Source organism: Streptomyces sp. CY-1 (assembly GCF_047218265.1).
GTDB lineage: Bacteria > Actinomycetota > Actinomycetes > Streptomycetales > Streptomycetaceae > Streptomyces > Streptomyces niphimycinicus.
In genome coordinates, this window is the sequence record NZ_CP178393.1 from 4628343 (window position 1) to 4640107 (window position 11765).

At 68.9% G+C, this 11765-nt stretch carries 14 protein-coding genes; 3 read left to right on the forward strand and 11 right to left on the reverse strand.

Going from position 1 to position 11765, the window contains the following annotated elements; genetic code table 11:
* Positions 1-186: 186 nt before the first annotated feature.
* From ACK1X7_RS19615 to clpS, 7 genes are all read right to left on the reverse strand, one after another.
* The gene (locus ACK1X7_RS19615; protein ID WP_361512525.1) at positions 187-1137 is read right to left on the reverse strand and encodes a PLP-dependent cysteine synthase family protein; all 951 of its coding nucleotides are present in this window, start codon (positions 1135-1137) and stop codon (positions 187-189) included.
* On the reverse strand, positions 1137-1469 hold the full coding sequence (locus tag ACK1X7_RS19620) for a MoaD/ThiS family protein (RefSeq protein WP_390794920.1): 333 nt from the start codon (positions 1467-1469) through the stop codon (positions 1137-1139). The genes ACK1X7_RS19615 and ACK1X7_RS19620 overlap by 1 nt, the downstream gene beginning before the upstream one ends.
* 93 nt (positions 1470-1562) lie before the next feature.
* Positions 1563-1679: a putative leader peptide gene (locus tag ACK1X7_RS19625; protein ID WP_014061047.1), complete on the reverse strand. Its 117-nt coding sequence runs from the start codon at positions 1677-1679 to the stop codon at positions 1563-1565.
* Between the two features lie 91 nt (positions 1680-1770).
* Entirely contained in the window at positions 1771-2196 is a 426-nt protein-coding gene (locus ACK1X7_RS19630; protein WP_385145563.1) for a Mov34/MPN/PAD-1 family protein, read from the reverse strand.
* Between the two features lie 88 nt (positions 2197-2284).
* Entirely contained in the window at positions 2285-3697 is a 1413-nt protein-coding gene (locus tag ACK1X7_RS19635) for an amino acid permease (protein WP_385152322.1), read from the reverse strand.
* 212 nt (positions 3698-3909) lie between these two features.
* Positions 3910-4521, reverse strand: a complete 612-nt coding sequence (locus ACK1X7_RS19640) for a DUF2017 domain-containing protein (RefSeq protein ID WP_385152325.1) — start codon at positions 4519-4521, stop codon at positions 3910-3912.
* On the reverse strand, positions 4521-4832 hold the full coding sequence (gene clpS, locus ACK1X7_RS19645) for an ATP-dependent Clp protease adapter ClpS (protein ID WP_203348453.1): 312 nt from the start codon (positions 4830-4832) through the stop codon (positions 4521-4523). The genes ACK1X7_RS19640 and clpS overlap by 1 nt, the downstream gene beginning before the upstream one ends.
* 83 nt (positions 4833-4915) lie before the next feature.
* On the opposite strand from clpS, the gene ACK1X7_RS19650 reads away from it, so the two are divergent.
* Together ACK1X7_RS19650 and ACK1X7_RS19655 are read left to right on the forward strand one after the other, a co-directional pair.
* Entirely contained in the window at positions 4916-6250 is a 1335-nt protein-coding gene (locus ACK1X7_RS19650) for a nicotinate phosphoribosyltransferase (protein WP_385152327.1), read from the forward strand.
* Between the two features lie 71 nt (positions 6251-6321).
* The gene (locus ACK1X7_RS19655; protein ID WP_413115414.1) at positions 6322-6906 is read left to right on the forward strand and encodes a nicotinamidase; all 585 of its coding nucleotides are present in this window, start codon (positions 6322-6324) and stop codon (positions 6904-6906) included.
* Between the two features lie 145 nt (positions 6907-7051).
* Here the strand turns inward: ACK1X7_RS19655 and ACK1X7_RS19660 are convergent, their stop codons facing one another.
* Together ACK1X7_RS19660 and ACK1X7_RS19665 are read right to left on the reverse strand one after the other, a co-directional pair.
* Positions 7052-7366 (reverse strand): hypothetical protein, encoded by a 315-nt coding sequence (locus ACK1X7_RS19660; RefSeq protein WP_216340832.1) that lies wholly within the window; start codon positions 7364-7366, stop codon positions 7052-7054.
* A gap of 133 nt (positions 7367-7499) precedes the next feature.
* Positions 7500-9887, reverse strand: coding sequence for an immune inhibitor A domain-containing protein (locus ACK1X7_RS19665; RefSeq protein WP_390794921.1), 2388 nt, complete (start codon positions 9885-9887; stop codon positions 7500-7502).
* Positions 9888-10203: 316 nt separating this feature from the next.
* On the opposite strand from ACK1X7_RS19665, the gene ACK1X7_RS19670 reads away from it, so the two are divergent.
* The gene (locus ACK1X7_RS19670; protein WP_385152336.1) at positions 10204-10485 is read left to right on the forward strand and encodes a hypothetical protein; all 282 of its coding nucleotides are present in this window, start codon (positions 10204-10206) and stop codon (positions 10483-10485) included.
* Here the strand turns inward: ACK1X7_RS19670 and ACK1X7_RS19675 are convergent.
* Together ACK1X7_RS19675 and ACK1X7_RS19680 are read right to left on the reverse strand one after the other, a co-directional pair.
* Complete coding sequence (locus ACK1X7_RS19675) at positions 10471-10977, reverse strand: RDD family protein (RefSeq protein ID WP_216340829.1); 507 nt, start codon at positions 10975-10977, stop codon at positions 10471-10473. The two genes, ACK1X7_RS19670 and ACK1X7_RS19675, sit on opposite strands and share 15 nt — an antisense overlap.
* Positions 10978-11139: 162 nt before the next feature.
* Positions 11140-11715 (reverse strand): RDD family protein, encoded by a 576-nt coding sequence (locus tag ACK1X7_RS19680; RefSeq protein ID WP_385152339.1) that lies wholly within the window; start codon positions 11713-11715, stop codon positions 11140-11142.
* Positions 11716-11765 lie beyond the last annotated feature (50 nt).

Genomic DNA, 11765 nt, shown 5'->3' on the forward strand with positions numbered 1-11765 from the left:
AGGAACCTCCTTGAGGGGTCCCCATGCCGAAGGCCATGGGCGGTGCGGGGGGTCATGCGGTGCCCACGAGCGTAAGGCGCAAAAGCCCAGGCAGCTCCTCCACGGGCCCGCGTTGTGGGCGGAATCACCAGGACGGAGCCGGGTAGCGCCCGGCCGTGCCCCCCGCCGGCCGATCGGCCCGAAGGGCTACGCCCAGAGCTGGCCGTGCAGCGTCGCGATCGCCTCCTCGGTGGTGGCCGCCGTGTAGACACCGGTGGAGAGGTACTTCCAGCCACCGTCGGCGACGATGAAGACCACATCGGCGCTCTGCCCGGCCTTGACCGCCTTTCCGGCGACACCGATGGCGGCGTGCAGGGCCGCGCCGGTCGACACGCCCGCGAAAATGCCTTCCTGGGCGAGGAGTTCGCGGGTTCGGGTCACCGCGTCCTCGGAGCCGACGGAGAAGCGGGTGGTCAGCACGGACTCGTCGTACAGCTCGGGGACGAACCCCTCGTCCAGGTTGCGGAGTCCGTAGACGACGTCGTCGTAGCGCGGTTCGGCCGCGACGATCTGGACGTCCGGCTTGTTCTCGCGCAGGAAGCGGCCGACGCCCATCAGGGTGCCGGTGGTGCCAAGACCCGCGACGAAGTGGGTGAGGGAGGGCAGGTCGGCGAGGATCTCGGGGCCGGTGGTGGCGTAGTGGGCACCGGCGTTGTCGGGGTTTCCGTACTGGTACAGCATCACCCAGTCGGGGTGCTGCTCCGCCAGCTCCTTGGCCACCCGTACGGCGGTGTTGGAGCCGCCGGCGGCGGGCGAGGAGATGATCTCCGCGCCCCACATGGCGAGAAGCTGGCGCCGCTCCTCGCTGGTGTTCTCCGGCATCACGCAGACGATGCGGTAGCCCTTGAGCTTGGCGGCCATCGCGAGCGAGATACCGGTGTTGCCGGAGGTGGGCTCGAGGATGGTGCAGCCGGGGGTCAACCGGCCGTCCTTCTCGGCCTGTTCGATCATATGGAGCGCGGGGCGGTCCTTGATCGAGCCGGTCGGGTTGCGGTCCTCCAGCTTGGCCCAGATCCGTACGTCGGAGGAGGGCGAGAGCCGCGGCAGCCGGACGAGCGGCGTATTGCCGACCGCTGCCAAGGGACTGTCGTACCGCATCAGAGCATGCCCGCCCGTCGCCCGACCGCCACCCCAGCAGGACGGGGCTCCGCCCCGAGAGCCCCACCTGCGACGGCCGGGAGAATCGTCACGCTGTCGCCGTCCGCGAGCTTGGTGGAGATGCCGTCGAGGAAGCGGACGTCCTCGTCGTTCAGATAGACGTTGACGAAGCGGCGCAGCTCACCGCCGTCGACCAGGCGCTCCTGGATTCCGGTATGCCGGGTCTCGAGGTCGGTGAAGAGCTCGGCGAGCGTGGTCCCGCTGCCCTCGACCGCCTTCTGGCCGTCGGTGTAGGTGCGGAGGATGGTCGGGATGCGGACCTCGATGGCCATTCTTAAGCTCCTGTCGGAGGGCGGGGTGGTCTCCCGGGCCGGAGCGGCCGGGAGGGCGTCGTCGAAGGGCGTCGGGGCGTCTCGGGCGCGCGCTCAGGCGGCCACGGCGCGGCGCGGACACATCGCGCTGGCGAGCCGGCACAGGTCGACGTGGAGCCGCGCCACGAGCAGCATGCCCGGCGTCTTCTCGCTCACGTCATCGAAAACCATGGAATCATCGTATCGATTCCCGGTCCGGGCTCCGGTAGGTCATCCCGTGATACGGACGGGTAACGACCGTGATACGAGACGTGCAGGTCACTCAGGTGCCCGGGACGATCTCGACCTCTTCCTCGGTGACCTCGCCGTCCACGATCCGGAAGGACCGGAACTGGACGGGACCCTCGTCATTGCCGCATTCGGCCGTGGAGACCAGGACGTAGTGGGCACCGGGCTCATTGGCGTAGGAGATATCGGTGCGGGAGGGGTATGCCTCGGTGGCGGTGTGCGAGTGGTAGATGACCACCGGCTCCTCGTCCCGGTCGTCCATCTCGCGGTAGAGCTTGAGCAGGTCACCCGAGTCGAACTCGTAGAAGGTGGGCGAGCGGGCCGCGTTCAGCATCGGGATGAACCGCTCGGGGCGGCCGGTTCCGGCCGGGCCCGCGATCACGCCGCAAGCCTCGTCGGGGTGGTCGGCCCGGGCATGGGCGACGATCTGGTCGTGGAGCGCCTGGGTGATGGTCAGCATGGCAGAAGAATAGGAGGCGGGCTCCGGACAGTGGTCCGGAGCCCGCCTGCTGAGATACGGCGCCCGAAAAGCGATACGGATTACGTCGTTACTTGCGCGCGTACTCCGGCTCCGCCTCGGCCGGGGCACCCGGCTGCGCACCGGCGCGCGACTTCAGGACGAACCAGCCGATCGCCAGGAGCACGGCCCAGCCGGCGCCCACGTACAGACAGACCCGGGCGTCCTTGTCGTACGCGATCAGGCCGGTCACGAAGATCAGGAAGATCAGCGCCACCCAACTGAAGACGGCGCCGCCCGGAGCCGGGAAGGACGAGGCGGGCAGGCGACCGGAGGTCACCGCCTTGCGGTAGCGGATATGGCTGACGAGGATCATCGCCCAGGCCCAGATGCCCGCGGCCGTGGCCACCGAGGTGACGTAGGTGAACGCCTTCTCCGGGACCACGTAGTTGAGGACCACCCCGATGCCCATCAGCAGCACCGAGACGGTGATACCGACGGCCGGGGTCTTACGGGCGTTCAGCCTGCCGAAGATCTTCGGGGCCTCGCTGTTGGCGGCCAGGCCGCGCAGCATCCGGCCGGTGGAGTACATCCCGGAGTTACAGGAGGACAGGGCCGCGGTGAGCACGACGAAGTTGACGATGCCCGCCGCGAACGGGATGCCGATCTTGGAGAAGGCGTGCACGAAGGGGCTCTCGCCGGCCGAGAACTCGGTCCACTTGACGACGGCGAGCAGCACCAGGAGGGAGCCGACGTAGAAGATGATGATGCGCCAGGGCAGGGTGTTGATCGCCTTGGGCAGGGTCTTCTCGGGGTCCTCGGACTCGCCCGCGGTGACGCCGACCAGCTCGACGGAGAGATAGGCGAACATCACACCCTGGAGGGTCATCAGGCTGTCGCCGATGCCGTTGGGGAAGAACCCGCCGTGCGACCAGAGGTTGGAGGCGGCCGCGGTGTCACCGGCGTCGGAGAAGCCGAGGGTGAGCACGCCCAGACCGATCACGATCATGCCGATGATGGCGGTGACCTTGACCATCGAGAACCAGAACTCGACCTCGCCGAAGAGCTTGACCGAGATCAGGTTGACCCCGAACAGCACCACCAGGAAGACCAGGGCGCTGACCCACTGCGGGATCGAGGGGAACCAGAAGTGGATGTAGATGGCGGCGGCCGTGAGCTCGGCCATGCCGGTCACCACCCACATCAGCCAGTACGTCCACCCCGTGACGTAGCCGAAGAACGGACCGAGGAACTCACGGGCGTACTCCGCGAAGGACCCGGAGACCGGGCGGTAGAGGAGCAGCTCACCGAGTGCTCGCATAATGAAGAAGATGACCACACCCGCGAGGGCGTACATCAGGATGATGCTCGGGCCGGCCTTGGCGATGTTCGCCCCGGCGCCCATGAACAGGCCGACGCCGATGGCGCCGCCGATAGCGATCATCTGGATCTGGCGACTGCCCAGTCCGCGCTCGTAGCCCTCTTCAGGAGCCGCTGAGGTCATATTGCTGCGCCTTTCTCCCTGTGGCGGCTGGCTGGCGATCGTGAAGATTTATCACGACGGCAACACTGATCGAACAAGCCGCATGTGGTGCACACCACAGGAAGAAGCGGACAAAGGCTATTCCGCACGACAAAGCTAACGGTCGCGGTGATGCGATCGTTATCCGGAGTTGAGCATCCTCTAAACGAACACTCAGTAATCGCCGGAGGGAGTTATTCCGGCATCAGGGTCTCGACCAGGGTCTCCTGAAGCCCGCCGAGCCAGAAGTACGCCATCACCATCGGCTTGCGCGGATCGGAGTCGGGCAGCCGCAGCAGGTCACCGCCGTCGTCCTCGTCGGTGACCTCCAGCCGGGTCCCGATGGCCAGCCGCAGGTCATTGAGGGCGGTCAGCCAGTGCCGGGCCTTCTGCGGCGCCAGCTCCAGCACGCCCGGGGCCCCGGCGGACGCCCCGGAGGCCAGCGAGTCCAGATCGCGCACCACCGTCAGGGCGTCGTCGCGCTTGCGGGCCCGCAGGTCGTTCTCGGTGAAGCGGCGGAACTCCGCGGACGCCTCCCGCGCCTCCTTCTCCTCCCGCGGCCCCAGCTCCTGGTCCGGGGCGCGGTAGGCGTCCGGGAACAGCCGGGCGAGCGCCGGATCGGCCGGCGGTTTGCTGGGGCCGTCGGCGAAGAGCGCGTCCAGGGGGTCACCGCCCTCGGCGGGCTGGTCACCCGGGCCGATCAGCTCGGCGAGCTGCATGGCCAGGCTGCGCAGAATGGAGATCTCGACCTCGTCCAGCACGAGGGAGGCACCGCCGCCGGGCAGCGGCTCGAACCGTCCCGACATCAGCGCTCCTGCTGGAGGGTCGCCCACAGGCCGTAGCCGTGCATCGCCTGCACGTCGCGCTCCATCTCCTCGCGGCTGCCGCTCGAGACGATCGCGCGGCCCTTGTGGTGGACGTCGAGCATCAAACGGTGCGCCTTGTCCTTGGAATAGCCGAAATAGCTCTGGAAGACGTAGGTCACATAGCTCATGAGATTGACGGGGTCGTTGTGCACCACCGTCACCCAGGGAACGTCGGGCTCGGGCACCGACATCGGCGCTTCACGGGTTTCGGGACGTTCGATCTCCACGGGCGTGACACTCACACGTCCCATGCTGCCACCCGGCACTGGCCGCCGCATAAACCGGCACCCAGATCTCGTCACTCTGACGAGTACGGGAGGTAGCATCGTCAACCATGGACACTGCGGACTTGGGACTGCCGGTGGACGTGCCGTCGACCGCACTCTTCACCGACCGGTACGAACTCACCATGTTGCAGGCCGCGCTGCGGGCGGGCACCGCCGACCGCCGCTCGGTCTTCGAGGTATTCACCAGGCGCCTCCCCGAGGGCCGCCGCTACGGAGTCGTCGCGGGCACCGGGCGGGTGCTGGACGCCGTCGAGAACTTCCGCTTCGACAGCGACGTCCTGGACTTCCTCGCCCAGCAGCGGATCGTGGACGAGCCGACCCTCACCTGGCTCGCCGACTACCGCTTCCGCGGCGACATCTGGGGCTACCCCGAGGGCGAGGTCTACTTCCCCGGCTCGCCGATCATGCGGGTGGAGGGCACCTTCGCCGAGGCGGTACTGCTGGAGACGGTCATCCTCTCCATCTTCAACCACGACTCCGCGGTGGCCGCCGCCGCGTCCCGGATGTCCACCGCCGCCGGCGGCCGGCCGCTCATCGAGATGGGCGCCCGCCGCACCCATGAGCTGGCCGCCGTGGCCGCCGCCCGCGCCGCCTACGTCGGCGGCTTCGCCACCACCTCCGACCTCGCGGCCGGATTCCGCTACAACATCCCCACCGTGGGCACCAGCGCCCATGCCTTCACCCTGCTGCACGACAGCGAGCGGGACGCCTTCACGGCGCAGGTCCAGGCGCACGGCAGCGGCACCACCCTGCTGGTGGACACCTATGACGTCGCCGAGGCGGTGCGCACCGCCGTGGAGGTGGCCGGCACGGACCTGGGCGCCGTGAGAATCGACTCCGGCGATCTGCTGCTGCTCGCCCACCGGGTGCGCCAGCAGCTCGACGAGCTGGGCGCCAAGAACACCAGGATCACGGTGACCAGCGATCTGGACGAGTACGCGATCGCCTCGCTGGCCGCGGCCCCCGTGGACGCGTACGGGGTCGGCACCCAGTTGGTCACCGGCAGCGGCCACCCCACCTGCTCGATGGTCTACAAGCTGGTCGCGCGGGCCGGTTCGGACACCCCGGGCGCGCCGCTGCTGCCGGTGGCCAAGAAGTCCATGGGCGCGAAGTCCTCGGTGGGCGGCCGCAAATGGGCGGCCCGGCGGGTGGACGAGCACGGTGTGGCCGAGGCCGAGGTGATCGGCACCGGTGCGGTCCCCGAGGAGCTGGCGGGCCATCAGTTGCTGGTGGAGCTGGTGCGCGGCGGCGAGATCGTGGGCCGGGAGCCGCTGGACGCGGCGCGGGACCGGCATATCGCGGCCCGGGCCGGGCTGCCGCTGTCGGCGACCCAGCTCTCGCGCGGCGAACCGGTCCTGCCCACCGAGTACCTGCCGGCCTGAGGAGCGTCATGAGGGGGAACGCGGGGCATGCCCACTGCCGCAATCGACGTGGAGTGTCTACCCTCGGTGACATGCACCGGGCACTGATCGTCGTGGACATCCAGAACGACTTCTGCGAAGGCGGAAGCCTCGCGGTGACGGGGGGCGCGGATGTCGCCGCCGCGATCACCGATCTGATCGGGGAGGCCACGCCCGGTTACCGCCATATCGTCGCCACGCGTGATCACCACATCGCGCCGGGCGATCACTTCTCGGACAACCCGGACTATGAGCACTCCTGGCCGGTGCACTGCGTCGCGGGCACCGAGGGTGTCGGGTTCCACCCGAACTTCGCGCCCGCCGTCGCCTCCGGCGCGATCGAGGCGGTCTTCGACAAGGGCGCGTACCAGGCGGCGTACAGCGGTTTCGAGGGCATCGACGAGCACGACACCTCGCTCGCCCAGTGGCTGCGCGAGCGGGAGGTGACCGAGGTGGACGTGGTGGGCATCGCCACCGACCACTGCGTGCGGGCCACCGCGCTGGACGCGCGCCGCGAGGGGTTCGCCACGCATGTCCTGCTGGACCTGACCGCGGGCGTCTCCCCGGGCACGACCGAGCGCGCCCTGGAGGAGCTGCGGACGGCCGGGGTCGAGCTCAGCGGCAAGCCGGTCGTCTGAGGGCACCGGAGGCGCTCTGGGCGCCTCCCAGCCGCCCTGGCGGCCCCTGCGGCCGCCCTCCGGGCCCCGGCGCCACGGAGGGGCTCGGCGCCATGAGGGGCTCGGAGGGCGGCCGCAGGGCCCGGGCCTCAGGAGGGGCTCCGGGCTACGAGGCCGGGGCCGCCGGTCTGAGCAGCGCGGCGATCGGATGCCACAGCTCCCCTCCCCGGTCCGGCGCGGTGCGCCAGACCAGCCCGTCGGGATGGTGCAGCACCGCCGTCACCTCGTCGGGTGTCGGCGGGGCCATATTGCCGCGCAGATAGACGGCGCGAAGCCCGAGATTGCGCAGCCTGGTCAGGGCGCGCTGGCGGTTCATGGCGTGTACCAGGACGCGGACGCCGCCCTCGCCCAGCGGGCTCGGCAGCGTCAGTGCGACCACCACGCTGCCGCCGGGCAGCTTGGTGAATCCTCCGTTGGCCATTGCGGGTCATGTCCCCCGTGAGACGTCGTGTCAACAAGTTGGTCGTAGGGGCATCTAAACGCGAACGGCCGCCGCCCGCTAGGGGGCGACGGCCGCTGCCGCTCTGACCTGCGATAACGCAGACGGTGTGGATCTAGGAGGCGGACGGTCCGACCTGGACGGTCATCGTCGAGCCGCCCGGGAGCTCCTTGAGGATCTTGATCCGGGTGTTGGTGTCAGCAATCTTCACACTGCCGGTCGGATTACCCTTGTCCCAGTACGTCCCCTTGTGATCGTCGAAGACCGGGATGCCCGGCTTCGGCTTCACCTTGGCGGCCTTACCGTCCTTGTGCAGCGTGAAGCCGTCCGACGGGAGCCGGCTGAAGGGCGAGTCGTACGCCTGGATCCGGTTGCGCATCAGCGCGCCGTCCGCCCACTTCTCGGGGGTGGCGTGCGCGTCGATCGGCAGGATCAGACCGCTGCCCGGGTGGACGCCGACGTTGTTGTCCGGCTGCGAGGTGTCCCACTGCCAGATCAGCAGGCCGTTCTGGTACGGGAAGTGCTCGACCCAGTCGGGCCGGGAGGAGGCCCAGCCGAAGTTGTACGGACCGGTCTTCAGGGTGGTGTCGTACGACACGTACTGGCGGTTCTCGGCGATGTAGTACTGCGGGTAGTCCTTGCTGAAGGACGCGCCGATGCGCGAGAAGCCGTTCGCGGTCCAGCCGTTGTCATCGCCCTCGGCGCCGTCGCTGAAGACCGGGGCGCCATCGGCGGTCAGGGTGATCGCGTCGGCCGCGAAGCCCTTCTGCGCCACACCGCCGTCGGTCTGGTAGCGGAAGCGGAGCTCGATCTTCTTGCCCGCGTAGGCGTCCAGCGGGAAGGAGAGCTTCTTGTACGCCCCGGCGGTGCCGGTCAGCGCGGGCTTGTCACCGGCGTCACGCGGAATGGCCTTGCCGTCCGCCGTACCGTCGATCGGCGTCCAGTTGGCGCCGCCGTCGGTGGAGACCTCGGTGTAGAGGTAGTCGAAGTTCTCCTCGATGTCCCACCAGCCCTTCAGGTCCAGGCCGGCCTTGGACTTACCGGTGAGGTCCACGGACCGGGTCAGGGTGTTCTTCAGGTCGTCCCCCATCCCGCTCCACCACTGCTTGGTGCCCTCGGCGGGGGCGACCACCTCGGTGGTGACGGGCTTGGCGGGCAACTCGACGACCAGCGCCTGCTTGTTCTTGGTGTTGTACTCCGCGACCCCGAGCGTGTGGGTCGACTTCTTCCCGGCCTTGGCCGAGGCGTAGTTCAGCCACCCCAACTGGAGCTTGTCCCAGGCGTTCATATCGCCGGGCAGATCGCCGATGGCGTCCTTACCGGTGCCGAGCCAGGACCCCGCGGACATCAGCGACCAGTAGGCGACGGACGACTCCCCCTTACCGGTGGTGTCGTACTCGTCCGGCAGGCCCAGGTCATGGCCGTACTCATGGGCGAAGACACCGAGGCCGCCGTTCTCCGGCTGCATCGTGTAGTCGCCGACCCAGATCCCGGTGTCGCCGATCTGGGTACCGCCCGACTTGTTGTCGCCCGGGCCGGTGTTGCCCGCGTCGGTGCCGTACGCGTACCAGCGGTGCGCCCAGATGGCGTTCTCGCCCTCGGCGCCGCCGCCCGCGGACTCGTCCTCACCGGCGTGGACGATCTGGAAGTGGTCGATATAGCCGTCGGGCTCGTTGAAGTTGCCGTCGGCGTCGTAGTCGTAGCGGTCCCACTGGTCGTACTTGGCCAGGTCCGCCTTGATCTGCGCGTCGGTACGGCCGGCCGCCTTCTGGTCCTTGGCCCACTGGTTGACGCCGTCGCGGATCAGGTCCCAGGCGTTGGCGCAGTTGGTGTCGCCGCAGTAGTTGGAGCCGTACCGGGCCTCGTTCCAGTCGACCTTGACCCAGTCGGAGACCTCGCCGTCCACGGAGTAGCGGCCCGAGGACTGCTTCTCGTAGTACTTCTTCAGGGACTGCTTCTTCTTGTCCTTGGAGAAGTAGAGGTCCTGGAAGTGCTCGCGGTTGTAGTCCTTCTGCCAGGCCGTGCTGTTGTCGTTGGCGCGGTCCGGCTGGGCGATGGTGTTGTGCGCCGGGCCCGGCTCGCCGCCGTACTTCTTCACCGGCGGCTTGGGGCCGTCACCGTCCGGGTCGTACATGGTGGTGTCGTCCACCTTGTCGCCGAACTCGACCAGGATGGTGAAGATCTTGTCGGTCTTCTCCCGGGCCAGCTCGACATACTTGCCCTTGCCGAGCTTCACCACCTTCGACGCCCCGCGCGTGGTCGCCTTGGTGTCGCCGGAGATGACCTGACGCAGCGCCTCCTGGCGCTGCGCTTCCTGCTGCTTGCTGTACGGGCCCTCGAGATCGTGCTGGACATCCGTCTTCGCGGGCGCCGGATCATGGCGCTCAACACGCGTAGACGGCGCGTCCGCCTGAGCCATGCCAGTCGAGAGTGCCGCCGCGCCGAGCGCGGCCACCACGGTGGCTATGGCGGCCGATCTGGCCGTTCTCCATTGGCTGTTCACTCGCTCAGTCCTCCCCTTTCACACCGGTGCCGGACATTTGACCGGAGTGGCAGGAGAAAAGACAGACCTTGACTTGGACTGATGGGACAAGTACGTTCTGCGATCCCGGCGTTCCGGTTAACGGACAGCAACGGGAGCGCCGTGCGCGCCGGTTGGAACAGCCGATGATTCCGTGCGCCCCCTGTGCAACGGCGCCGGGGGTGAGGTCACGCTTACTTCCGTTCCCCTCGGGCATTCACCACCGTAGAGTCGAGCTGACGGTCACATCAGCCCGGCCCATGCCCCCTGCATATCGCCCTTGAGGACGGATACCGCCATGCCGCGTCCGACTCCTGCACAGCTTGTCTATGGTTCGGCCACCGTCGTTCTTTCGACCTTCGCCATGCTGCTGCTGTCCCAGACCCGATCGGGACTCGGTATCGCGGTGGTCACCGTGGTCGGGCTCGCATCCGGGCTTCTCGTCGCCGTCACCGTGCCGGTGGTCCGGGTCTCCCGCCCCAGCCGCACCGTGCGCACCAGCAGCCCCGCGGCGGGGTCCGGACCGGCCGACGCGGCGGGGGCGCGCACCAGGGCGCACGCCGACTCAATGCGCGGCTGAGACCACCACGGTCCGCGCGGCCTTGTCGTGCAGACAGCGCTGGAACGGCTTGTCCCACAGCAGTGAGGCCGAGTTGACCAGCCAGAAGACCGTGCCGACGAGCAGCGGGATCAGCATCCCGGGCAGTACGTAGACCGCCGCGCGGACCCAGCCCTGACCGGCCGGCACATCCCCGTCGGAGAGCATCGCCACCCGGATGCGCAGCGCCCTCTTGCCGAGCGTCTGTCCGCTGCGGGCCAGCATGACGCCCTCGTAGCCGAAGTAGACGGCCATCGTGATGATGAGCGCGAGGGTCACCTTGCCCATGTGCTGCTCGCCCGGGTGGTTCATCGTGTACTGGAGCGCGCCGGTCGCGATGAGTGCCACCGTCCAGATGACGCCGAGGACGACGATGTCGATGAGCCGGGCGGCGAAGCGCTGACCAGGGGTGGCCAGCGGGGGCATCCCGGCGGGGAACGCGTGCGGGGGCGAGGACAGCGGGTCGGGGGCCATGCCCCGATTACATCAGCGCTCCCGGTGGACCGGAAGCTCAGGGTGTCACCTCGGGGGCGCGGGGGCTGAAGGGCTCGGGGGCTGAAGGGCTCGGGGGCCGGGGGACTCAGGGCCCTGGGGACTCGGGGGCCCGGGGGCTCAGAGGTCCGGGGGCCCGGGGGCTCAGGGCACGGCCGAGACCACCAGGGTCTTGGCCGCCTTGTCGTGCAGGCACTGCCGGTAGGGCCGGTCCCAGGTGCACCACAACACATTGATCAGCCAGAAGACGAAGCCACAGCAGGGCACGATCTCGGGCAGGGCGTACACCCCCGCGCGCACCCAGCCCGCCTGGCCGGCCGGCGGCTGGCCGTTCGCCAGCAGGGCGACCCGGATCCGCATCGCCTTCTTGCCGACGGTCTGGCCGTCCCGGGTCAGCATCAGCCCCTCGTAGACGAAGTAGATCAGGACGTAGATCAGCGTGACGATGGTCGAACGGGCGCTGCCGTCGACCGGGTCGTAGCCGCCCGCGATCGCGCTCAGCACGAGCCCGACCGGGATGCCGATGAGCAGCGCGTCGATGATCCGGGCGATCAGACGGCGGCCGAGGTGCGCGAGCGGCGGCATCCCGGCGTACGGCTCGGCTCCGGCGGTGTGGTCCCCGTACGGGGAGCCGTTCGCCCGCGGATATTTGGCGAACGGATCGCTGCTGTCCCCGTCCCGGGGCTCATCGGGCCCGGGGGGCGGCTGGTCGGTGCTCATGGCCCGAGTCGACCCCGGAGCCGGGCCGGTCGCATCCGGCGCGCACCGTT